This is a genomic window from Actinoallomurus acanthiterrae (assembly GCF_054775715.1).
Genome location: NZ_BAAHCO010000001.1, coordinates 3,388,132 through 3,409,019, shown reverse-complemented (window position 1 = coordinate 3,409,019; position 20,888 = coordinate 3,388,132). Strand labels below are relative to the sequence as shown.

The 20,888-nt window shown below is 71.9% G+C and carries 25 protein-coding genes; 11 read left to right on the top strand and 14 right to left on the bottom strand.

Annotation, left to right across the window (positions count from 1 at the left end):
• Positions 1-16: 16 nt before the first annotated feature.
• Positions 17-1,309, top strand: a complete 1,293-nt coding sequence (locus ACYVF7_RS16600; protein ID WP_460340771.1) for a sensor histidine kinase — start codon at positions 17-19, stop codon at positions 1,307-1,309.
• Positions 1,306-1,968 (top strand): response regulator, encoded by a 663-nt coding sequence (locus ACYVF7_RS16595; RefSeq protein ID WP_460340769.1) that lies wholly within the window; start codon positions 1,306-1,308, stop codon positions 1,966-1,968. Before ACYVF7_RS16600 ends, ACYVF7_RS16595 begins: the two co-directional genes overlap by 4 nt.
• Here ACYVF7_RS16595 and ACYVF7_RS16590 read toward each other — a convergent pair.
• The 3 genes from ACYVF7_RS16590 to ACYVF7_RS16580 form a co-directional block, all read right to left on the bottom strand.
• Entirely contained in the window at positions 1,875-2,399 is a 525-nt protein-coding gene (locus tag ACYVF7_RS16590; RefSeq protein WP_460340766.1) for a zinc ribbon domain-containing protein, read from the bottom strand. The genes ACYVF7_RS16595 and ACYVF7_RS16590 overlap by 94 nt on opposite strands.
• Positions 2,368-2,991, bottom strand: a complete 624-nt coding sequence (locus ACYVF7_RS16585; protein ID WP_460340763.1) for a nuclease/transposase family protein — start codon at positions 2,989-2,991, stop codon at positions 2,368-2,370. The genes ACYVF7_RS16590 and ACYVF7_RS16585 overlap by 32 nt, the downstream gene beginning before the upstream one ends.
• A 261-nt stretch (positions 2,992-3,252) precedes the next feature.
• Complete coding sequence (locus tag ACYVF7_RS16580) at positions 3,253-3,786, bottom strand: YbhB/YbcL family Raf kinase inhibitor-like protein (RefSeq protein WP_460340760.1); 534 nt, start codon at positions 3,784-3,786, stop codon at positions 3,253-3,255.
• 105 nt (positions 3,787-3,891) lie between these two features.
• Here ACYVF7_RS16580 and ACYVF7_RS16575 point away from each other — a divergent pair, with 105 nt between their 5' ends.
• Positions 3,892-4,575 carry a GntR family transcriptional regulator gene (locus tag ACYVF7_RS16575; protein WP_460340758.1) on the top strand — a complete coding sequence of 228 codons (684 nt, stop codon included), beginning with the start codon at positions 3,892-3,894 and terminating at the stop codon, positions 4,573-4,575.
• 25 nt (positions 4,576-4,600) lie between these two features.
• Here ACYVF7_RS16575 and ACYVF7_RS16570 read toward each other — a convergent pair whose 3' ends face one another.
• Positions 4,601-4,786, bottom strand: coding sequence for a hypothetical protein (locus ACYVF7_RS16570; protein ID WP_460340755.1), 186 nt, complete (start codon positions 4,784-4,786; stop codon positions 4,601-4,603).
• Positions 4,787-5,009: 223 nt separating this feature from the next.
• Here ACYVF7_RS16570 and ACYVF7_RS16565 point away from each other — a divergent pair, with 223 nt between their 5' ends.
• Positions 5,010-5,666, top strand: a complete 657-nt coding sequence (locus tag ACYVF7_RS16565; protein WP_460340752.1) for a maleylpyruvate isomerase N-terminal domain-containing protein — start codon at positions 5,010-5,012, stop codon at positions 5,664-5,666.
• A 19-nt stretch (positions 5,667-5,685) separates the two neighbouring features.
• On the opposite strand, the gene ACYVF7_RS16560 is transcribed toward ACYVF7_RS16565, so the two are convergent.
• Together ACYVF7_RS16560 and ACYVF7_RS16555 are read right to left on the bottom strand one after the other, a co-directional pair.
• Positions 5,686-5,868: a hypothetical protein gene (locus ACYVF7_RS16560; RefSeq protein WP_460340749.1), complete on the bottom strand. Its 183-nt coding sequence runs from the start codon at positions 5,866-5,868 to the stop codon at positions 5,686-5,688.
• A 30-nt stretch (positions 5,869-5,898) separates the two neighbouring features.
• A complete protein-coding gene (locus ACYVF7_RS16555) occupies positions 5,899-6,078 on the bottom strand; it encodes a hypothetical protein (protein ID WP_460340747.1) in 180 nt (59 codons plus the stop codon).
• 75 nt (positions 6,079-6,153) lie between these two features.
• Between ACYVF7_RS16555 and ACYVF7_RS16550 the strand changes: the two genes are divergently transcribed.
• Both ACYVF7_RS16550 and ACYVF7_RS16545 read left to right on the top strand, forming a co-directional pair.
• Positions 6,154-7,062: a hypothetical protein gene (locus ACYVF7_RS16550; RefSeq protein ID WP_460340744.1), complete on the top strand. Its 909-nt coding sequence runs from the start codon at positions 6,154-6,156 to the stop codon at positions 7,060-7,062.
• A 79-nt stretch (positions 7,063-7,141) separates the two neighbouring features.
• Positions 7,142-7,900, top strand: a complete 759-nt coding sequence (locus ACYVF7_RS16545) for a hypothetical protein (RefSeq protein ID WP_460340741.1) — start codon at positions 7,142-7,144, stop codon at positions 7,898-7,900.
• Between the two features lie 51 nt (positions 7,901-7,951).
• Here ACYVF7_RS16545 and ACYVF7_RS16540 read toward each other — a convergent pair whose 3' ends face one another.
• On the bottom strand, positions 7,952-8,998 hold the full coding sequence (locus ACYVF7_RS16540) for a hypothetical protein (protein ID WP_460340738.1): 1,047 nt from the start codon (positions 8,996-8,998) through the stop codon (positions 7,952-7,954).
• Positions 8,999-9,114: 116 nt separating this feature from the next.
• Between ACYVF7_RS16540 and ACYVF7_RS16535 the strand changes: the two genes are divergently transcribed.
• Entirely contained in the window at positions 9,115-9,768 is a 654-nt protein-coding gene (locus ACYVF7_RS16535) for a TetR/AcrR family transcriptional regulator (protein ID WP_460340735.1), read from the top strand.
• Here ACYVF7_RS16535 and ACYVF7_RS16530 read toward each other — a convergent pair.
• On the bottom strand, positions 9,740-10,441 hold the full coding sequence (locus ACYVF7_RS16530) for a helix-turn-helix transcriptional regulator (RefSeq protein WP_460340732.1): 702 nt from the start codon (positions 10,439-10,441) through the stop codon (positions 9,740-9,742). The two genes, ACYVF7_RS16535 and ACYVF7_RS16530, sit on opposite strands and share 29 nt — an antisense overlap.
• Before the next feature lie 93 nt (positions 10,442-10,534).
• A complete protein-coding gene (locus ACYVF7_RS16525; protein WP_460340729.1) occupies positions 10,535-11,446 on the bottom strand; it encodes a glutaminase in 912 nt (303 codons plus the stop codon).
• 147 nt (positions 11,447-11,593) lie between these two features.
• Between ACYVF7_RS16525 and ACYVF7_RS16520 the strand changes: the two genes are divergently transcribed.
• Positions 11,594-11,986, top strand: a complete 393-nt coding sequence (locus ACYVF7_RS16520; RefSeq protein ID WP_460340726.1) for a hypothetical protein — start codon at positions 11,594-11,596, stop codon at positions 11,984-11,986.
• On the opposite strand, the gene ACYVF7_RS16515 is transcribed toward ACYVF7_RS16520, so the two are convergent.
• From ACYVF7_RS16515 to ACYVF7_RS16500, 4 genes are all read right to left on the bottom strand, one after another.
• Positions 11,974-12,984: a cation diffusion facilitator family transporter gene (locus ACYVF7_RS16515; protein WP_460340723.1), complete on the bottom strand. Its 1,011-nt coding sequence runs from the start codon at positions 12,982-12,984 to the stop codon at positions 11,974-11,976. The genes ACYVF7_RS16520 and ACYVF7_RS16515 overlap by 13 nt on opposite strands.
• A gap of 67 nt (positions 12,985-13,051) precedes the next feature.
• A complete protein-coding gene (locus ACYVF7_RS16510) occupies positions 13,052-13,675 on the bottom strand; it encodes an ACT domain-containing protein (protein ID WP_460340720.1) in 624 nt (207 codons plus the stop codon).
• A gap of 187 nt (positions 13,676-13,862) precedes the next feature.
• Entirely contained in the window at positions 13,863-15,353 is a 1,491-nt protein-coding gene (locus ACYVF7_RS16505; RefSeq protein WP_460340717.1) for an ATP-binding protein, read from the bottom strand.
• A 175-nt stretch (positions 15,354-15,528) separates the two neighbouring features.
• Positions 15,529-16,206 carry a response regulator transcription factor gene (locus ACYVF7_RS16500; protein ID WP_460340714.1) on the bottom strand — a complete coding sequence of 226 codons (678 nt, stop codon included), beginning with the start codon at positions 16,204-16,206 and terminating at the stop codon, positions 15,529-15,531.
• Positions 16,207-16,378: 172 nt separating this feature from the next.
• On the opposite strand from ACYVF7_RS16500, the gene ACYVF7_RS16495 reads away from it, so the two are divergent.
• Genes ACYVF7_RS16495 through ACYVF7_RS16485 form a run of 3 tightly spaced genes read left to right on the top strand, consistent with a single transcriptional unit; the run spans position 16,379 to position 19,798 of the window.
• Positions 16,379-17,512: a LolA family protein gene (locus ACYVF7_RS16495; RefSeq protein WP_460340711.1), complete on the top strand. Its 1,134-nt coding sequence runs from the start codon at positions 16,379-16,381 to the stop codon at positions 17,510-17,512.
• Positions 17,513-17,538: 26 nt separating this feature from the next.
• Positions 17,539-18,546 (top strand): ABC transporter ATP-binding protein, encoded by a 1,008-nt coding sequence (locus tag ACYVF7_RS16490; RefSeq protein ID WP_460340708.1) that lies wholly within the window; start codon positions 17,539-17,541, stop codon positions 18,544-18,546.
• On the top strand, positions 18,533-19,798 hold the full coding sequence (locus ACYVF7_RS16485) for an ABC transporter permease (RefSeq protein ID WP_460340705.1): 1,266 nt from the start codon (positions 18,533-18,535) through the stop codon (positions 19,796-19,798). The genes ACYVF7_RS16490 and ACYVF7_RS16485 overlap by 14 nt, the downstream gene beginning before the upstream one ends.
• Here ACYVF7_RS16485 and ACYVF7_RS16480 read toward each other — a convergent pair.
• Positions 19,788-20,810 (bottom strand): PHP domain-containing protein, encoded by a 1,023-nt coding sequence (locus tag ACYVF7_RS16480; protein WP_460340702.1) that lies wholly within the window; start codon positions 20,808-20,810, stop codon positions 19,788-19,790. The genes ACYVF7_RS16485 and ACYVF7_RS16480 overlap by 11 nt on opposite strands.
• Positions 20,811-20,888 lie beyond the last annotated feature (78 nt).

Genomic DNA, 20,888 nt, shown 5'->3' with positions numbered 1-20,888 from the left:
GAGCGGAAGGATGTACATGAGCAGTCCGATGCCGCTCCCCCGGCAGGAGCAGTGGAATCGGCGATTGCTTCCGCTGGTGACCGTCGTGCCGTACGTGCTGCTGGCGATCATGACCGGTGCCACGGTGGGTATCAGACGGTCCCACGGCGACTCCTTCGCCATCGATCTCGCGCTGTGCGTGCTGACCGGGGCGTGGATGCTGTGGATGTTCACGCTGCATCCGGCCTGGCGGGAGCGCCCGCAGGTCATGGGGCTGTTCGTGGGCGGGCTGATCGTGCTCATGGCGATCCTGGTGATCAGGGATCCCTGGTTCGCGCTGTTCACGCCCGCCGGCTACCTCTACGCCTTCCGGGTGCTGCCCTGGCCGGGGGAACTGGCCGCGATCAGCGGGGTGGCGATCGTGGCGGGCACCGCGCAGGCGTCCTCCATCCCCAAGACGAACGTCTACGGCGCACTCGGCTACCTGGCCGTCCTCGCCGTGAACGTACTCCCCATGTGCGGTCTCGCCTGGCTCGGCCAGAAAGGCGAGGAGCACGAGGTTCTGCGGGAGCAGGCCCTCGCGGAGGTCAGCGAGGCGAACCGCAGGCTCGAGGCGAGCATGGCGGAGAACGCCGGCCTGCAGCAGCAGTTGCTGACCCAGGCGAGGGAGGCCGGGGTCTCGGACGAACGGCAGCGGATGGCCCGCGAGATCCACGACACGCTGGCGCAGGGGCTCGCCGGGATCATCACCCAGCTGCAGGCGGCCGAGCAGTTCGCCGACGATCAGGCGCTGTGGCGCCGGCATGTTCAGGCGGCGACCGGGCTGGCCAGGGAGAGCCTGTCCGAGGCGCGGCGGTCGGTCCACGCGCTGCGTCCGGAGGCGCTGGAGGCGGCGCGGCTGAGCGACGCACTGGCCGGCGTCGCCGGGCGCTGGTCGGCGCTGCACGGCATCGAGGTCCAGGTCACCACGACCGGTACGGCGCGGCCGATGCCGCCGGAGGCCGATGTCGCGCTGCTGCGTACGGCGCAGGAGGCGCTGGCGAACGTCGCCAAGCACGCGCGGGCGACCAAGGTCGGGCTGACACTGTCCTATATGGAGAACGAGGTCGCGTTGGACGTGCGTGACAACGGCAGGGGCTTCGAACCGGACCGCTTCGGCGACGACACGCCGGGTCCGGACGCGGGCGCGCAGGGTGGCGGGTTCGGCCTGGTCGCGATGCGGCAGCGCATCGAGAGCCTGTCCGGGACGCTCCAGGTCGAATCGGAACCGGGCGTCGGCACGGCCGTCTCGGCCTGCCTCCCGGTCGCGCCCGCGGAGGCCGGCGAATGAGCCACGCGACCGGCGCTCCGATCAGGCTGCTGATCGCGGATGACCACCCGGTGGTAAGGGACGGGTTGAGCGGTATGTTCGCGCGCGACCCGGGTTTCGAGGTGCTCGGCGAGGCCGGCGACGGCGCCGAGGCGATCCGGCTCGCCCAGGTCCTCGCCCCTGACGTGATCCTCATGGATCTGCGGATGCCCGGCATGGACGGCCTGACCGCGATCACCGAGCTGGCCCGGCGGGGCATCACCGCGCGCGTGCTCGTGCTGACCACCTATGACACCGACAGCTACGTCCTGCCGGCGATCGAGGCGGGTGCCACCGGATACCTGCTCAAGGACGCTCCCCGCGACGAACTGCTGCGAGCGGTACGCGCGGCCGCCCACGGCCAGGCGGTGCTCTCGCCGTCGGTGGCGACCCGGCTGATGAGCCGGGTCCGGGAGCCCGTGACCAAGCCGCTCAGCCAGCGGGAACTCGAAATCCTGGAACTGGTCGCGACCGGGACCACCAACCGGGACGCGGCGGCCAAACTGCTCATCAGCGAGGCCACCGTCAAGACCCACCTGGTGAACATCTACGCCAAGCTCGGGGTCGGCGACCGCGCCGCGGCGGTCGCCGAGGCGTTCAACCGGGGACTGCTCACCCCCAGCACGCCGGAACAACCGTGACACCGAGCACCGCACGGGTGGAGCCTACTGCGCACCGTCCGGTCAGCTCCTCGGTCGTGAACGGCCGGCTTGCGGCTCGGGCGTTCACACCTTGTTGCGCTCCCCGTCGCGGCTGGCTGCCGTGTCGGGGTCGCATCTCCCTTTCCCCTGGGTTTGGGGGTGGGGACGGGCATGCTGACGAATGCCCACGCCACACACGCCCGTTTCCGGATGTTCATGGCGGCGATGACGTCGGCGGGGCCAGCGAACCCGCACCGGCGACAACGGAAGGAATCCCGGTCGGGCCGGTTGGCCCGCATGGTGTTCCCGCACCAGGGCACGGGACACCGCTGGGAGGTGTAGGCCGGGTCCACTTCCACGAACGGCACCCCGGCCCGCAGGGCCTTGTACTGGATGAACTCACCGAGCTGGTGGAACGGCCAGGGCGGCATCGGAGGTGGTGGCCAGGTTCACGATCCCCCGATCCACTCCGATCCAATCGGCCGGCTCGAACTGCGGGGCCTCCTCGACCTCACAGGTCGCGATCAGGAACCACACCCCGTCGCGGTGCACCAGGTCACTCTCGCCTTTGCGGTGGTCCGCCAGGAACTTCAGCTGCCCGGGCTCGCCGGTGAAGGCGATGCCCTGAACCCGGCCCGAAGTGGTCCAGATCGAGACGGTCCGGGCGTCCATCTGCCACGACAAACACCGGTCATCGAAAGCCTGGGCCGCATCCGCCCGGAAGGTGACGGGCTTGGAGGCTGCTTTGCGGCGCCGGGGCGAATTCTCATCGCCCAGCAGGCCCGCCTCGATCTGGGCGTGCAGCGTGGTGTAGGCGTCGGCGACCTTACGGATCACATGCAAAGCCGGCTGCGCCGACAACCCCCGCGCCTTCACATCCGCGTAGACGAGCTTCTGTAGCTTCTGCCGGGCGAACACGCCCTTCTCGAACGCGACCGCCGACACCTCATTGGCCGCCGCGTTGCACAAGGGCAGGGTCGCCGCCAGCGCCGTCGCCTGCTCAGGCGTCGGCAGCAGCTTCACCTACACCACCAACTTCACAGCCAGTGACACTACAAGTACGCGCCGACATCGGCGTTGAACTCCATGAATTCAACGGCGTGACGCCAACACGCCATGCACAACAGAAGCACTTCCTCCCGGCTTTGAAGGGCCGGGATTCCTCGCTAGAAGCCGGTTGAGTCAAGGGTGACGCACTCCTGGTCGCGATGACATTGCGGGCCGCCGCAGCGAGGATCGCCCTGGACCCCGATCGTGGTCCAGGGCGATCCTCGTTGCCGTCGGTCAGGCGGGGGTCTCGGCGATGGCGGTCAGGACCGCGCGGCCGAGGATGTGGCCGGCCATGGTGAAGCCGAGGAGGGCCGGGGTGGCGTCGGCCGGGACGCCGATGGACTCGACGTCGAGCGCGTGCACCACGACGAAGTAGCGGTGCGGGCCGTGCCCGGCCGGCGGGGCGGCGCCGATGAAGCGGGCCGCGCGGGCGTCGTTGGGCAGCTGGAAGGCACCCTCGGGCAGGCCCGACCCGGTGTCGTCGCCGGCGCCCTCGGGCAGCTCGGTGACGGCGGCGGGGATGTCGGCGACCGCCCAGTGCCAGAACCCGGATCCGGTGGGGGCGTCGGGGTCGTAGACGGTGACGGCGTAACTCTTGGTGCCTTCCGGGGCCTCGCTCCAGGACACCTGCGGGGAGACGTCCTTCCCGCCGGGAACGCCGGAGGAGAACTGCTCGGACGACCAGGCGGCGCCGTCGGTGACCGTGGTGCTGGTAACGGCGAAGGAGACCGCCTCGGGGAGGCGTGCGAAGGGGTCGTTGGCGCTCATCGCGTCGGTCCTTTCACGTGTGGGGGTGGGCGGTGGTACGACCCGCCACTGAATCGACCATAGCACCGATAATCGATTATCTATCGAATCGTCTATGATGGCGGCATGACTCAGGCGGCTCACACCTCGGCCTCGTCGGGGAAGCAGATGCTCTCCGAGCAGGTCTACGCACACCTGCGGGACGCGATCATGCGCGGCGACCACGGCCCCGGTGACGCCCTCAAACCGCAGGACCTCGCCAAGGAACAGGGCGTGAGCCTGGCCGTCGTACGCGAGGCGCTCGTACGGGTGGTCGGCGAGGGACTCGCGGACCGGCTGCCCAACCGCGGCTTCGCCGTCCCGACCTTCTCCGACCGCCGCTGGCAGGAGATCACCGAGGCCCGCCGGACCATCGAACCGGTCGTGCTGCGCATGTCCATCGAGCGCGGCGACGTCGACTGGGAGGCCCGCGTACGAGCCGCCCACCACCGTCTGGCCCGCACCCCGGCGTACGTTCCGGAGGAGGGCGAGCACTACACCAGTGCCTGGGCCGAAGCCCACCGGGTCTTCCACCGCACCCTGCTGGAGGGGTGCGGCAACCCCGTCCTGCTGGAGACCTTCGACCGGATGTGGACCGCGAGCGAGCTGGCTCGCCGCTGGTCGGCGCACCACGACCCCGACCGGGACGGCGTCGGCGAGCACCGGCGGCTGGAAGAGGCGGCGCTGGCCCGCGACGCCGACACCGCGGCCGAGGTACTGGCCCAGCACCTCACCCTGACCGCGGCCGCACTGACGAGCCGTTCCCTGTGACTGAGTTGATCAGCTACGCCATCCCCTACGCGGCGGCCGGGACCTCGTCGACGGGCAGCTCGGCGACCAGGATGAACCGGTCGCCCTCCCGCCGTACGGCCAGCGCGCCGCCGGCCTCCCGGCTGCGCGCCCGCCGGTTGGCCGGCCCGGATCCGCCCGGTCGGGAGGCGGTCGGCCGCGCACCGTTGTTGGACACGCTCAGCCGCAGCACGCCGCCGTCGCGTCTGGTCTCGATCTAGCAGGCCCGGGCATGGGCATGCCGGACGATGTTGGTCGCCGCCTCCCGGAGGACGATCGCCGGCACCGCGCCACTGCCCTGTGCGGCCGGTCCCACCGTTCACATGCGGTGAGCCGGGCCGCCACTGCCCTGTGCGGCGGGTCTCACCGTTCAAATGCGGTTGTCCGCCATTCCGGGACCGCCCTACGGTGCCAGAGTGGATCTCTTCTCACGCTCGTGGGCGGCGTTGCGTTTGGCGGTCGCCGAGCTCTCCGACGAGGATTTCGTACGGCCGTCCGGCTGCACGGGCTGGCTCGTACGGGACCTGGTGTGCCATCTGGTCATCGACGCCCAGGACGTCCTGATCACTCTCGTGACCCCCGCCGAGACGGAACCGACCCGCGACGCGATCACCTACTGGCACGTCGCCGATACGCCGCCGACCGGCGATGACCCGCTCGACGCGCTGACCGTCCGGCTGGCCGCCGCGTACGAAGAGCCCCGGCTGCTCAAGTTCCACCTCGACGACGTCGGCTCCGCCGCCGGCCGTGCAGCCGAGCTCGCCGACCCCGGCCTCCGCGTCGGCACCCAGGGCGAGGTCCTCACCGCGGGCGACTACCTGTCCGCCTACGTCCTGGAATGGACGCTGCACCACCTCGACCTGGTCGCGCACCTCCCGGACGCGGCCGGACCGCCCGCGGAAGGGCTCGCCCGGTCCCGCGAGATGCTGGAAAAGATCGCCGGGACGGCCTTCCCCGCGTCGCTCACCGACGAGGACGCGCTGCGGGTCGGCACCGGACGACGGGCCCCGACCGACGCGGAAGAGGCCGAGCTGGGCGAACTCGCCGCCAAACTCCCCCTCGTCCTCGGCTGAACGAGACCTCCGGCGCGGGTCAGGGCACCGTCAGACGGCGGACCGCCTCCACGACGGCGGCCCGCCGAGCCGCGGCGTCCGCGAACGTGGGCCGGGCCGGCGCGCCGTTGGTGTTCGGCCAGGCCCGTACGAGCGCCGGCAGGGACGCCGGGATGGTCGAGGAGGTACGGCCAGGGGGGTGTCCGGCGGGCCTTGTTCGCACAGCCGGACGAAGATCCACCGGACACCCGGTCTAGGGCCGCCCGCTCAGGTCGGCGGCGTCGGCCATCGCCCGATATCCGGCGTCGTTCATGTGCAGGTGATCGCCGTGGTCGTACGCCGGGAGGACCTGGTGCGGGGCGGCGCGGTCACGGACCCCTGCTGGCGAGCGTTCGCCAGGAACGGTGTCGGACCTGGACGGGCGGCCTCGCACGCCACCTCGACGGTTTCGCCGCCCTCGTGGAGAACCGACCCTGAACTCGGTCTTCGGCCTGCTATTACTGGCCGGATGAGTGATCTGGGATGGGAGATCAGGCCGTTCGCCGGTATCAGCGGCTTCGGGCTGGACGTCCGCTTCGGCGCGCGGCGCGATGAGGTCGCGGCGGGCTTCGCCGAGCGGTTCGGGGACGACCTGGGTGAGGTCCGGCCCTTCCGCAAGGCTTCCTGGGACGTCGGGATCTGCGAGCAGTACGTGCAGGGGGACCTCATCGTCTTCTTCGACGATCAGGATCGGCTGCACTTCATCGAATCGGGCTCCTACGCACCGGTCCGCTTCGACGGTATCGCGCTGACCGGCCGCCCGTACGACGACGTCGTGGCGGACCTGACGGCCCGCGGACATCGCGTGGTGGACACCGACGTGGGGCACGCGGTGCCCGAGGCCGGCTTCGCCGTGGTCGAGGGCGGCGAGGGCGAGGTGGGGTCGGTGGGGGTGTTCCCCGGTGACCCTGTGAGCGAGCCCGGGATGTCCGACGAACCCGACGTCGAGCCCATCAGCGAGCACCGGCTGGTCTCCGGCCAGGGCACGGAGACCGTACGGCTCGGGCGGTCGCGTCAGGAGCTTCGCGCCCTGCTGGGCCCCGCGCTGGAAAGCGTGCCTCCCTACGGGGGCGTGGCGCAGGACTGGTACTTCGACCACGGCCTGATCCTCACGTTCGACGAGGCCTCCCGGCTCACCACGATCGTGATCAGCTACACGGGCGTCGAGGGCACCGCCTGGTTCCAGGACGTGCAGCTTCTCGGGCGCGCCTACGCCGAGGTGACCGCCGACCTCGCGGCACGAGGCATTCGGGTGGAGCCGGAGGTGCTCGGCGGCCGGGTGCCCGAGCACGGTTTCTCCCTGTCGTTGCTCGGCCTGCAGAATCCGGCCATGCCGGTCGCCGCCGTCGTCTTCAGCGCGGCTCGGCCGAGTCGTTGAGAGCGGCCGTCGGCGTACCGCGGCCGTGCTCTGGCTCGGGCGGACGGAGGCTGTCACGATGTGACCTGCTCGGCGTGGGATGCAGATCATCGTGGAGGAACGGTTGCCCGGTCTGGCGGAGCTGACCTACAGCACGGTCGGTGGCGTCGTCGGAGCGGCGGCTACGAGCTATCTGACCAGGCATCATGAGCGGCGGCAGCTACGCGCCGGCGTCATGGAGGGCCTGCACAGGATCGCGGCGATCACCGCCGGGGTCCGCGACGTCGAGCTCGGCTGGGCACCGGTCGAGCGGGCGGCGGGCGGGCGCTCGCACCTGACGAGCGGGCTCGGCCTGCGAGCGACGCTCGACGGCGGCGTCGACGGTGAACTCGCGCTCCGGGAGGCCTTCGCCGGGCTCGGAGTGGCCGCGCTGGCCGCCGGTATCCCGCGCCGCGTCATGGACTTCGCCGCCGGTTCCCACGAACGCGTCTTCGAGTGCGAAGTGATCAGGATCGTCGACCGCCGCGTCGGCGGCGTGCTGGGAGAGTCGGCCGATGAGCTGATCCGCGCCGCCGATGAGTACCAGCGGGCGGCGACGGGGCTGTTGCTCCACACCCTGTGGCACCCCTGGCGGGCGCGGTGGAACGCCCGCGCCCGCATCCGCGCGCTCCGCACCGACGTGGCGGCGCTCCACGTTCTCCAGGAGACGGCGAGGACACGCCTGGTCGAGACGGACAACATCGCGCTGCTCTTCGCGCGTCTCGACCCGGACCGGCGGCGCTGGGAGACGTGGCAGATCCTTCCGGATGGAGGGACGGAGACGCCGTACACGGAGCCCGATCCGTCGGCGAACAGTTGACACACGTTCCAGGTAAGGCCACGAGCTCCTTGGAACGGCACCTGTGGGACTTCACCAAGCGTTCGGTACGTGGCCGGCCGTCCTGGCGGCGTAGTGCTCGGCGAGGGCGGTGAACGCGAGCTTCGGCTCCCACGGCAGGTCGGGGTAGGTCCGGCCCAGACGGTCGTCGAAGACCTTCACGACGCCGTACGAGGCCAGGTCCAGGTCCCGTCGAGGGCCGCTCCGGTGCGGCAGGTGGTACGACGCGAACGTGCACACCAACGCGGTGTCCACGCCTTCGGCTTCGAAGATCTCCAGTAGCTCCCGCAGGCAGGCGGCCTGTTCGGACTCGTCGCGGACGTAGTCGCCGTCGAGGCGGACCGGGGTGGTGCCGTCCCATTCGACGATGTCCCCGCCGTGCGCGCCCCTGTCCGCCGCGCCCCGGTAGGCGGTGCAGCCGAACTCGGTGATCGCGACCGGCTTTCCCTCCGCGACGAGCGCGCGGACGCCCTCGCGGAACCGGTCGGCGACCTCGATCGTGCGATAGAGGTCGACCGACGCGAGGTCGAACGGTGTCCAGTCGACGCGCTCGAGCGGGACGGAGGCGTAGGTGACCTTGCCGCCGAACCGCCGGCGGACGACGTCCACCGCCGTGCCGAGGAAGTCGTTGATGCGGTCGGGGAGCGCCGCGAGCATCTCCCGCCGCTGCGCGGCCGGTGCGGTCAGCAGGGTCTCGATCCGGTCGGTGCAGACGTCGCCGGGCAGGAAGCCCTTGGTGAAGAGGCTGAGCTCCGCGCCGGTGACGAATACGACCTCGGCGCCGCGCTCGCGGAGCCGCTCGGCGCGTTCGGCGCAGTCGGCGAGGAGGTCGAGCAGTTCGCCGGTGGTCAGGTCGCAGGTGAACGGCGAGAACCAGACCTCCAGGCCGAGGTCGGCGGCGTGGGTGGCGGCGATCTCGAGCCGCTCCGGGTCGCCGCCCGTGACGCGGACGGTGTCGCAGTGCAGGTCGTGGCGGATGACGCTCATCTCACGCCACACCACGTCGGGGTCGAAGGATTCGCGGGTGCTCATACCGAGGTTGATGAAACCGGTGTCGTAGCCGATGCCGTAACGCCGCATTGGTGCGCCCTTCCTTGCTCGAGCCTTTAAGGTACGCAACGTACCCTACGACTCAACTTAGCGGACGACCGATGCGGGCGCTAAGGTACGGGTGGTACCGGGATGGAGAGGAAGGCATGGCCGGCGAGCCCACACCCCCTGCGACATCCGGCAGCTCGAGGCGGCGCGGGGCGGTCCTGGAGGAGGCGATCCTGCGCGCGGCGGCCGACGAACTCCTCGAGTCCGGCTATCCCGGACTGACCATGGACCGCGTCGCCAAGCGGGCCGGGACCAACAAGAACGCCATCTACCGCCGCTGGCCGAACCGCGCGGCGCTCGGCGTCGCCGCGTACCGCCGACTGGTCACGGCCCGGACGCAGCCTCCCGACACCGGCGCGCTGCGCGAAGACGCGCTGACGCTGCTCCGCCGCATCAACTGCGACCTGTCCTCACCCGAGGGCGAGATCCTCCGCAGCCTGCTGTCGAGCGTCGGCGACGAGCCGGAACTGCTGGCGGAGCTGCAGGAGCAGGCAAGCGACGGCGGCTCGGCCGCCTGGCTCACGATTCTCGGTCGCGCCGTGGCGCGCGGTGAGGCACCCCCCGAGGCCGTTCACCCGCGGGTCGCCACGGTGGCCCTCACACTCCTGCGCAACGAGTACGTCACCCAGGGACTCGGCAGCGTCCCCGACGGCGTCCTCGTCGAGATCGTCGACGAGGTCTACCTCCCGCTGATCCGCGGACGCGGCCCGGCGAGCGAGCCGGTCAGTCGAGCCGGAGGACGCCTGCCATGAGGTCGGCGAGCCTGGGATCCGCCTGGGAGTAGTCGCGGGGCGGCGCGATCTCATCCAGCAGCGCGGCCTCCCTGATGCGGCCGACGCGGAAGATCCGCGGAGCGTCGCGGAGCCGGCACCAGCCGATCAGATGCCAGTCGCGCACGCCGGCGACGAACGCGACCGGCTCGACCTCGCGGCGCGTCTCCGTGCCGTCGCGGCCGGCGTAGACCAGCCGTACGACCTGGCGCGTGGCGACCGCCTCCTCGACGACGGCCGCGACCGGCACCGCCGGGGTGCCGTCGGCGGACACCAGGCCGCGAATGCTCGCGGCGAGCCGGCGGTCCTCCGCGCTGTCCGCCGCCGACATGGCCGCCACGATCTTCAGCAGGGCCGTACGGCCCGAGTGGGCGAAGGGGGACGCGCCGTCGCGGCCCACGGCCGTCGCGAGCGCGACGGCCTCGGCCGGGGAGAGCACGACGGGCGGCAGCGTCCCGATCGTGTCGAAGAAATGGCCGCCACCGGCCGGGTCGGCCTTGATCGGGACACCGGCCTCACGCAGTTCCTCGATGTCCCGCTCGATGGTGGGGGCGTCGACGTCGAAGCGCCGGGCGAGTTCGCGGACGGTGTACGGCCGGGGTGCGCCCGCGCGGAGCTCGTCGACGAGGGCGAACAAGCGGTCCGTACGGGTCACGAACCGACCGTAGATCACGAGTCCGGCATTTCAAGCTGACGCGCCGGTTGGGACACGGTGTCGCCAAAGTTCCACCTTCGACCCTGAGTACGGTCAGAACACCGACCAGCCGGTCAAGGTCGTGAAACGGTCGAGGGCCGCGACGCCGGCCACCGAGTTGCCGTGCGCGTCGAGTCCGGGGCTCCACACGCAAACGGCGCAGCGGCCAGGGACGATCGCGAGGATGCCGCCGCCCACCCCGCTCTTGCCCGGCAGGCCGACGCGGTAGGCGAAGTCGCCGGCCGCGTCGTACGTGCCACACGTCAGCATGACCGCGTTGACCCGCTTCGCCTCGCTGGCGGTCAGCAGCCGCGAACCGTCGTCGCGCACTCCGCGCCGCGCCAGGAAGCCGCCGGCCAGCGCGAGGTCGCGGCAGCTCATCGTGATGGCGCACTGGCGGAAGTAGTGTTCGAGAACGACCGGGACGGGGTTCTCGAGGTTCCCGTAGCTCGCCATGAAGTGCGCCAGGGCGGCGTTCCGGTCGCCGTGGGCCGCCTCGGAGTCGGCGACGTCCGGGTCGGGGGCGATCGTCGGGTTCCCGGCCTCGGCCCGGAGGAACTCCAGGACGGCCGCGCAGGCGTCGCCGGTCAGGGTCTGCAGCCGGTCCGTCACGACGAGGGCACCGGCGTTGATGAAGGGATTACGGGGCACGCCGTTCTCGTGTTCGAGCTGGACCAGGGAGTTGAACGGGTTCCCGGACGGCTCCCGGCCGACGCGTCGCCAGAGGTGTTCGCCGTCGTGGGCGAGGGTGAGCGCGAGACTGAACGTCTTCGAGATGGACTGGATGGAGAACGGAACCTCCCAGTCTCCGACGCCGTGGATCGCCCCGTCGATGTCGGCGACGGCGATCCCGAACCGCTCCTCCTGCACCATGGCGAGCGCCGGGATGTACCGGCTGACCTGTCCTTGGCCGACCAGCGGTCGTATCTGCGCGGCAACCTCGTGCAGGAGGGCGTCGTAATCCATGGCCCCGATTGTCCCGGTACGTCGCCGTACGACCGTCTCCGGGCTTCGGAAGTTCGGTGTTCACCGGGCCGAGAGACGGACCCGGTGGCGGCGCCGCGGAACCTACCGGAATGATCGGAGCGTCCCCGAGATATGAGGTGAAGGACGTTGCTCGCGGTATCGACAGACACGATCCGTGTCTTCCTGCATGTTCTTGCGGCCACGGTCTGGGTCGGCGGCCAGCTGACCCTGGGCGCGCTGGTGCCCGCCCTGCGCGGGTACGAGGGCGTGACCAAGGTCGCGGCGCGCCGTTTCAACATGGTCGCCTGGCCGGCGTTCGCGGTCCTCGTCCTCACCGGCGTGTGGAACATCGTCGCCCTCGACCACCCGAGCGACGCCTACCGGATGACGCTCAACGTCAAGATGGCCTTCGTCGTGCTGTCCGGCGTGGCGGCGTTCCTGCACATGCGGTCCACGACCAAGCGGGGGCTGGCGATCTGGGGCGGGCTGGGCGCACTCGGCGCCCTCGTCGCGCTGTTCTTCGGCGTTCAGCTCGGCTGAACGGGTTGATCGCCTGCCGTCCAGTAGGACGGCGGGCGGCCGTACCGCGCGATGACGCGCTCGCGAAGGTCGGCGTCGTCGCGCGGCACGGGCTCCAGGAAGACCTCGAAGATGTCCGGGTGGGCGGCCTGGAGCTCCTCGTTGAGGCGTACGCACGCGCGCTCGACGTCGGCGGCGCCAAGGTCGTCGCGGAAGTCCAGCCGGGCGCAGACGAGCACCTGACCCGTGCCGACGGTCATGGTCATCAGGTCGACCAGCGCCTCGATCTCGGGCGCGGCCAGGAGGATGCGCCGTACGCCGCGCAGGATCGCCGGCTTGGCCTGCCGGCCGATGAGCAGGTCGAGGTTGGTCCGGCCGAGGAGGAAGGCAGCCAGCGTCAGCACCACGCCGATGAGCAGGGAGGCCACGCCGTCCCAGACGGCGGATCCGGTGAGCTGGTGCAGGCCGAGGCCGGCGGCGGCGAGGACGAGACCGATCAGGGCCGCCGAGTCCTCGAACAGCACCGACTTGGTGGTCGGGTCGTCGGTGGTGCGCAGGAACGCCAAGAGGGACTGCCCGTTCTCGCGGGCGCCCTCCCGGGTCTGCCGGAACGCCTGCCGCCAGGAGATGCTCTCGAGCACCGCGGACACGGCGAGGACGACGTAGCCGACGAGGGCGTCCTTCTCACCGGTCTCCCCGCCCGCCAGCGCCTGCGCGCCCTGCACGAAGGCGAACAGCGCGCCCATGCCGAAGATGCACACGGCGACGAGCAGCGACCAGATGTAGCGCTCGGTGCCGTGCCCGAACGGGTGCCGCCGGTCGGCCGGCCGCGCGCTACGGCGCAGCGCGGTGAGCAGCAGCACCTCGTTGGTGGTGTCGGCGAAGGAGTGCCCGGCCTCGGACGCCATCGCCGCCGACCCGGTGATCACCGCGGCGACCGTCTTGGCCAGCGCGATGCCGAGATTGGCGGCGAGCGCGAGGACGACGGTCAGCCGGCTCTCCTGCTGTTCCTCAGCCACCTGCTCAGAGTGCCACGGAGTCGGATTCGTTGCGTAACCGGCGGTTCGTTACGTAATCGGCGGTCCGTCACACCGCCGTTCCCACGCCGAGGACGGCCTCGGCGGCGGTGGCAAGCTGGATAAGCCGTTCGATCTCGGTCTGGTGGAACGGCGGCGCGGCAACGCGGGCGAGCAGCAGCGCCTGCCCGGAACGGCCGACCGGGATGAACGCGTAGCGGACTCCGTCCTCGCCCGTGAACGCCCGGGCCCCGGACGCGGGGACGACCGGCAGCGTGAGCGGCTCGGGTGCCTGCCAGCTCGCGTGCACGACCAGCCCGTCCCGGCCCAGCATCACGGCCCAGTCGCCCCCGAAGATCTTCGGTACGGCCTCGACCAGGGCGATCACCCCGTTCGGCGGGTTGGCGGCCATCTGGCCGACCACCTCGACGTCGGAGAACACGCCGGGCGCCTCATTGGTCCGCCAGACGCCGTCGACCTCCAGGCCGCGCACGGTGGCCAGGGCGTCCCACAGGACGTCCAGCGACACGTTCTGCGGCCACGAGACGGTGATGTCGTCGACCGCCCGGCCTGCGGAACGTTCCAAGACGACGACCTGCACAATGTCGGCACCCGCGGCGCCCAGCGTCCGGGCGACGGTCCCGAGCGATCCCGGCCGATCGGGCAGCCTGAGTCGTACCCGCAAAAGCGGCATACCGCTCACCTCCTGGACAAACAGGCTGCCATAGTGACATTTCAAGCATGTTGCCGACCAATGTCGGCTCTGGTACGCGACCCGGCGCTGGCGCGCCGGGACGCCGTTGCGGCGCAGGGCTGCCCGGGTTCCCGGTCGGCCGGGGTGGACACCCGAAGCCGCCAGACCTCCAGCCAGTCCACCGCGTTCAGTCCCTGTCGGGCGACGGTTCCGCCGGCGGAAGGCGTACGACGGCGCGAAGACCGGGAGACGCGTCCTCCAGGTGGGCGTCGCCGCCGTGGGCGCGGGCGGTCTCGCGGACGATGGCCAGACCGAGGCCGGCGCCGCCCTCGTCACGGCTTCGTCCCTCGTCCAAACGCGTGAACCGGGCGAAGACGCGCTCCCTGTCGGCCGACGGGATTCCGGGGCCGTCGTCGCACACCGACAGCTCCGCCCACTCACCGGCCCGCGACACGCCGACCCGTACGCCGGTGGCCGCGTGCCGCAGGGCGTTGTCGACGAGGTTGTCGAGCAGGCGCGTGAGGCCCTTGCCGTCACCCTGCACGATCACCGGCTCACCGGCGTCCACGGTGACGGGAACCCGGCCGGCCGGGTGACGCTCCCCCGCCGCCCGAACCAGCGCCGACAGGTCGACCGGCTCGCGCGCCACCGTACGGGCCCCGTGCTCGTCGAGCCGGGCGAGGACCAGCAGGTCGTCGGCGAGCCGGGAGAGCCGCAGCGTGTCGGCGAGCACGCCCGTCGCCGTCTCCGGCCAGGGCTGGCTGTCCGGGTGGTCCAGCGCGACCTCCAGCTGGGCCCGGATGCTGGCGAGCGGGCTGCGCAGCTCATGCGCGGTGTCGGAGACCAGCGCCCGCTGGCGGGCCTCGGCCTGTTCGAGCCGGTGCAGCATGTCGTTGAGGGTGACCGCGAGGTCGTGCACCTCGTCCCGCGCCTCGGGCACGGGAAGCCGGCGGGAGCGGGCCGTGCCGCTGATCTCCTCCGCGCCGCGCCGCAACTCGGTGATCGGACGCAGCGCTCCGCCGATCACCAGCCACCCGGCCGCGCCGAGGAGCACCAGCAGGATCGGCACGCCGACGACCAGCGTACGGGCGACGATCTCCAGGCCGTGATGGACCTGCTCGAACGACGTCGCGGCGATCACCGTCTGACCGTCGCGGGCCGGAAGCGCCACGACGCGCAGCAGGTCGGGCATCCCGTACCCACGCCCGTCGAGGAACCGCGCGCGTCCGTCGCGCCGCGCCGCCGCCATGCTGCGGGCGTCGAGGAGCGGCACGAGACGGTCCGCGCCCGGCGAGGCCGCGCGGATCCGGCCGGTGGCGTCGACGACCTGGATCGTCATCGTCCCGCCGGTCGTCAGGATCGGATCGGGCAGCCGGTTCGCGTCGATGAGGGCGACGACGTCCGAGGCACTGCGCCGGGCGGAGTCGTCCAGTGTGGCGATCATGGAGTGGCCCACCGCGAAGGCGAAAAGGCGCGCCAGCCCGACGAGCGTGAGCGCCAGGACGACGGCGGACGTCAACGCCAGCCGCGCGCGGATCCCGCGCCTACCCCACCACCCCCGCAGCCCACCCAACGCCGCCGACCCGCCCCACAGCCCCCGCCGCCGGAAACCCCGGGTCGCCGATCTCCCCGCCCCGCCCCGTCGGCCACGACCGGTCGCCGCCCCGTCCGACGCCACTGATCCACCCCGCCGGTCATGCCTCCGGCCGCCCTCGGCCACCGGTCCGCTCGTCGCAGTCTCGTCCGCCCCCGAGCCACCCGCTGCGCCCCGCCAGGCACCATCGCCCGCTGAGCCTCGCCGGTCGCCGCCGGTCGGCTCATCTGATTCGGCCGGGAGGTCCGGACCCGTGCGGTCAGCCACCGTCGCCGGCCAGCAGGTAGCCCGCCCCGCGTACCGTCCGCAGGGCGGATCGCCCGAACGGTGCGTCGATCTTGCGGCGGAGGTAGCCCACGTAGACCTCGACGGTGTTCAGGTCGGTGCCGTCGTAGTCCTCCCACACGTGTTCGAGGAGCTCGCCTTTGGAAATCGCCTCGTCGGGGCGCCGGATGAGGTACTCCAGCAGCGCGAACTCCCGGGGTGTCAGCTCGATCTCCGTGTCGCCCCGGAAGACCTGGCGCCGTGCCGGGTCGAGGCGAAGGTCCCCGGCGCTGAGGACCGACGGCCGCCGGGTGGGGCCGCGGCGCAGCAGGGCCCGCAGCCGCGCCGCGAGCACGACGTAGGAGAACGGCTTGGTGAGGTAGTCGTCCGCGCCGAGGTCCAGGCCGTCGGCCTGGTCGTACTCCCCGTCCTTGGCCGACAGGATGAGGATCGGCACCCAGTTCTGCTCCTGACGGAGCCGTTCGCACACGCGGTAGCCGGACAGGCCGGGCAGCATGATGTCGAGCACGACCGCGTCGTAGCCGCCCTCCCGCGCCAGGTGGAGCCCGTCGACGCCGTCGTGCGCCAGGTCGACGGCGAACCCTTCCGCCTGCAGACCGCGTCGCAGCGCGTCGGCCATCCGCCGTTCGTCCTCGACCACGAGAACCCGCACGAGCGCCCTCCCTCCGTACAGTCTGCGCCCCAGGATGACGGGGTTCGGCCCCCCGGTGCGTCGTACGCGCGGATGAACCGGACATCCCTCCCGAGGCGTACGGAACTCTCAGCGTCTCCACAGGATCGGCCCGGCATTGTTGCGGTTACTGGAACACGAGCAGGGGGTCAGCATGGCATCGACGTTCAAGAGTTCGCGCGCCGTCCGGTGGGCGGTGCCGGTCGGCGTGCTCGCCGTCGTCGGCGCGGCGGCCGGCGCCGGACCGGTCATCGCCGCGGCGCAGGGCAGCCCGTCGCTGCCGCCGAAGACGGCGGCGCAGCTCATCGCCGCCGTCCAGCAGGCACACCAAGGCGGGAAGGTCCAGCCGCTGTCCGGCACGGTCGTCGAGAACGCGTCCCTGGGGCTCCCGGCACTGCCGGGCGGCGCGTCGAGCACGTCGCCGATGAGCCTGTTGTCCGGGTCGAACACGGCGCGGGTCTGGTACGGCGACGAGACGCACGTACGGCTGGCGCTGCTGGGCACCGGCAGCGAGACCGACTTCATCCGCAACGGGCAGGACACCTGGGAGTGGTCGAGCGACCAGAACACCGCCACGTACCGGAAGGTCACCGAGCAGGCGAAGCACCCCGAGGCCGCGGCTCCGTCCAAGACGCCGATGACGCCGCAGCAGGCCGCCGACCAGGCGCTGGCCGCGGTCGGCAAGACCACGGAGGTACGGGTCGACCCGACCGCGCACGTCGCCGGCCGTGACGTCTACGAGTTGGTCCTCACCCCGAAGGACGGCCGGTCGCTGATCGGCCGGGTCCGGCTGGCGCTGGACGGCAAGACCTACGTCCCGCTGCGGGTGCAGGTGTTCGCGCGGGGCGCGAACAGCCCGGCGTTCCAGGTCGGCTTCACGTCCGTGACCTTCAGCAAGCCGGCCGCGGCGAACTTCGCGTTCACGCCTCCCGCCGGCGCGAAGGTCGTGCGCAAGACCGCCGCCACCGCGGGCTCGGACGCGAAGGCCCCGGAGAAGAAGAAGATCGAGGCCGCCCGCCGCGCCGCCGGCACGTCGACGATCGGCACCGGCTGGACCACCGTGAAGCGGCTCTCGCTGCCGCAGAACGCCCAGCAGGGCGCGCAGAAGAAGGACCAGAGCGGGATCCTGTCCACCCTGCAGAAGGCCGCGACTCCGGTCAGCGGCTCCTGGGGCAGCGGAAAGCTGCTGCGCACGAAGCTGGTCTCGGTGCTGCTCACCGACGACGGCCGCGTGTACGTCGGCGCCGTCACCCCCGACGTGCTCGAGCAGGCGGCAGCGCACAAGTGACCACGGCCACTGAAAGCGGGGGCGCGGTGACCGCCACCACCGAAGCCGGGGGCGCGGCCGCCGAAGCGGGGGTGCCGGTGTCGGCGCCCCCGCCGCCCGCCGGTGACGACGCGATCGCCACGCGGGGGCTGACCAAGCGGTTCCGCGGTGGTCAGGTCGCCGTGGCGGACCTGGACCTGACGGTCCCCCGCGGATCGGTCTTCGGCTTCCTGGGCCCGAACGGCTCCGGGAAGACCACGACGATCCGGATGCTGCTCGGATTGATCTCGCCGACGACCGGCAGCCACGCGCTGCTCGGCGTACCCATGCCGGACGGCTGGGCGACCGCGCTGCCGAAGGTCGGTTCGCTGATCGAGGGGCCGGCCTTCCACCCGCACCTCTCGGGCGAGGCGAACCTGCGCCGCTGTGACGCCGCCGACCGTACGGCCGACCCTCGCACCTCACGCCGCCGCATCGGCGACGCCCTCGAACGCGTCGGGCTGACCGCGGCCGCGGGCAAGCGCTACAAGAACTACTCCCTCGGCATGAAGCAGCGGCTGGGGATCGCGGCGGCGCTCCTGCGGCACCGGGAACTGCTGATCCTGGACGAGCCGACGAACGGGCTCGACCCGCAGGGCACCCGCGAGGTCCGCACGCTCATCCGGGAGATCGCCGCCGACGGCACCACCGTGTTCGTCTCGTCTCACCTGCTGGCCGAGATCGAGCAGGTCTGCACGCACGTCGCGGTGATGCGCACCGGACGGCTGGTCGCGCAGGGCGCTCTCGACGAGCTGCGGGCCGGCACCGGCGCCCGGATCCGGGTGGAGACCCCGGACACCGGTACGGCGAGCGGCGTGCTGACCGGCATGGGCCTCGCCGACGTGCGCGGCTCGGGAGGCGAGATCAGCGCCGAAGTCGGCGAGCTGCCGCCCGAACGGGTGTGCGCCGAACTGGTCGGCGCGGGCGTCGCCGTACGCGGGCTGGCGGTGGTACGGCCGAGCCTGGAGGACATGTTCGTCGAGCTCACCGGGGAGGGCTTCGATGTCGACGGCTGACATCTCGCAGGAAACGGACCGGGCGGCGATCGCCCGGGAGACGGACGCGCCGACGGCCGAGACCACCGGCCGGGCGACCACCGCGGCGGACGCTCCTCCGGACGGGGCCGCCCACGCGGAGGGCACCCATCCGGCCGAGGCCACCCGCCCGGCGGCCACCGCGACGGGCACCCATCCGGGCGAAGCCACCCCGACGGGCACCCATCCGGGCGAAGCCACCCCGACGGGCACCCATCCGGGCGAAGCCACCGACCCGGGAAACACCCTTTCGGCCAGGGCCCGCGCGGCGTCCACCGCGACGGGTACCCATCCCGCCGAGACCACCGACCCGGCGGGCGCCCAACCGGCGAGGGCCACCCGTCCGGCAAACACCGCGACCGGCACCCATCCCGCCGAGGCCGACCGCCCGGGAGCCGCCGCGACGCACGTACGGTCCGCGCTCGGGCTGCGGCTGTTCGGCTCGGAGCTCGGGCTGGTCTTCCGGCGGCGGCGCAACCAGGCGCTGCTGCTCCTCCTCGGCGCGATTCCGATCGTGGTCGGGATCGCGCTGAAGCTGAGCACGCCGCGCGGCGACGACGCCGGCCCGCGCCTGATCACTCAGGTGGCGGGCAACGGCGTCTTCCTGACGGTCGGGGCGCTGTTCTTCGTGCTGCCGCTGATCCTGCCGTTGACGATCTCGGTGGTGGCCGGGGACTCGGTCGCCGGCGAGGCCGGTATCGGCACGCTGCGCTACCTGCTGGCCGTGCCGGCGGGCCGTACCCGCCTGCTGCTGGTCAAGTACGCGACGACGGTGACGTTCTGCCTGGCCGCCGTGGCGACGCTCACCGCGACGGCGCTGATCACGGGGCTGGTGCTGTTCCCCGTCGGCCCGGTGACGCTGCTGTCGGGATCGACGGTGTCCCTGAGCGCGGGGATGGTCCGGCTCCTCCTCGTCGCGCTGTACATCGCCGCGGGCGTCGCCACGCTCGCCGCGATCGGCCTGGCGGTCTCCACGGTCACCGACAGCCCGATCGCCGCGATCACCACGACCGCCGTCCTGCCGGTGGTCAGCCAGGTGATCGACGCGGTGCCGCAGCTGGGGTCGGTGCACCCGTACCTGTTCACGCACTGGTGGTACAGCTACGACGACCTCCTGCGGGCGCCGATCGTGACCGACCACCTGACCCGCGGGCTGCTGACGTTCCTGGCCTACACGCTGGTGTTCGGCTCGCTGGCCTGGGCGAGGTTCACGAGCAAGGACGTCACCTGCTGACCCACGCGAGCAGGTCGTCCGCCGTCATCGCGTTGACGATCCGGTCCGGGTCGACTCCGCAGCGGGCGGCCCGCTCGCAGCCGTTCGGCTGCCAGTCGAGCTGACCGGGGGCGTGCGCGTCGGAGTCGATCGCGAACCGGCAGCCCAGCTCGACGGCGAGCCGTAGCAGCCGCTTGGGCGGGTCGAGGCGCTCCGGCCGGCTGTTGATCTCCACGGCGACGTCATGGGCGGCGCACGCGGCGAACACGCGCTCGGCGTCGAACTCCGACTCCGGCCGCTTGTTCCCGCGCCGCCCGCCGCCCTGGACGATCCGCCCGGTGCAGTGGCCGAGGACGTTCACGCGGGGATTCGCCACGGCGGCGAGCATGCGGCGGGTCATGTCCGGTCCCGGCATGCGCAGCTTGGAATGGACGCTGGCCACGACGACGTCGAGTTCGGCGAGCAGCGCCGGATCCTGGTCGAGCGACCCGTCGTCGAGGATGTCGACCTCGATGCCGGTGAGGATCCGGAACGGCGCGAGACGCTCATTGACCGCGGCCACGACCTTCAGCTGCTCGCGCAGCCGCTCCGGCGACAGGCCGTTCGCGACCTTGAGGCGCGGCGAGTGGTCGGTCAGCGCGATGTAGTCGTGGCCGACCCCGATCGCCGCCTCGGCCATCTCCTCGATCGGCGAGCCACCGTCCGACCAGTCCGAATGCGTGTGCAGATCGCCGCGTAGCGCCGCGCGCAGGGCGGCGGCGGCCTCGTCGATCGGCGTGCCCTCCGTCGCCTCCAGGCGGCGCAGGTACGTCGGCGTCTCCCCGCGCAGCGCCTCCGCGATCACCAGCGCGGTCACGCGGCCGACACCGGGCAGCGCCTCCAGCGTGCCGGCCCGCGCCCGCTCGGCCAGCTCGTCCGAAGAGGTCCGCTCCACCGTCTCGGCGGCCCGCCGGAACGCCCGCACCCGGTACGTCGCCTCGTGCGCCCGCTCGAGCAGGAACGCGATCCGCTTCAGCGCCTCGATCGGATCCATCCCCCAGTACTACCCGCTTCCCGAGGACGACCCCGTACCTGAGTAGCATCCGCGGATCCGCCCTGAGAGGTACGAGGC

Coding starts and splice junctions, on each gene's coding strand:
- ACYVF7_RS16580 (WP_460340760.1), bottom strand. CDS start 3,786: ATGAGCGCCAACGACCCCTTCGCACGCCTCCCCGAGGCGGTCTCCTTC.
- ACYVF7_RS16595 (WP_460340769.1), top strand. CDS start 1,306: ATGAGCCACGCGACCGGCGCTCCGATCAGGCTGCTGATCGCGGATGAC.
- ACYVF7_RS16510 (WP_460340720.1), bottom strand. CDS start 13,675: ATGCCGCTTTTGCGGGTACGACTCAGGCTGCCCGATCGGCCGGGATCG.
- ACYVF7_RS16550 (WP_460340744.1), top strand. CDS start 6,154: ATGAGTGATCTGGGATGGGAGATCAGGCCGTTCGCCGGTATCAGCGGC.
- ACYVF7_RS16575 (WP_460340758.1), top strand. CDS start 3,892: ATGACTCAGGCGGCTCACACCTCGGCCTCGTCGGGGAAGCAGATGCTC.
- ACYVF7_RS16535 (WP_460340735.1), top strand. CDS start 9,115: ATGGCCGGCGAGCCCACACCCCCTGCGACATCCGGCAGCTCGAGGCGG.
- ACYVF7_RS16525 (WP_460340729.1), bottom strand. CDS start 11,446: ATGGATTACGACGCCCTCCTGCACGAGGTTGCCGCGCAGATACGACCG.
- ACYVF7_RS16600 (WP_460340771.1), top strand. CDS start 17: ATGAGCAGTCCGATGCCGCTCCCCCGGCAGGAGCAGTGGAATCGGCGA.
- ACYVF7_RS16545 (WP_460340741.1), top strand. CDS start 7,142: ATGCAGATCATCGTGGAGGAACGGTTGCCCGGTCTGGCGGAGCTGACC.
- ACYVF7_RS16540 (WP_460340738.1), bottom strand. CDS start 8,998: ATGCGGCGTTACGGCATCGGCTACGACACCGGTTTCATCAACCTCGGT.
- ACYVF7_RS16485 (WP_460340705.1), top strand. CDS start 18,533: ATGTCGACGGCTGACATCTCGCAGGAAACGGACCGGGCGGCGATCGCC.
- ACYVF7_RS16590 (WP_460340766.1), bottom strand. CDS start 2,399: ATGCCGCCCTGGCCGTTCCACCAGCTCGGTGAGTTCATCCAGTACAAG.
- ACYVF7_RS16480 (WP_460340702.1), bottom strand. CDS start 20,810: ATGGATCCGATCGAGGCGCTGAAGCGGATCGCGTTCCTGCTCGAGCGG.
- ACYVF7_RS16495 (WP_460340711.1), top strand. CDS start 16,379: ATGGCATCGACGTTCAAGAGTTCGCGCGCCGTCCGGTGGGCGGTGCCG.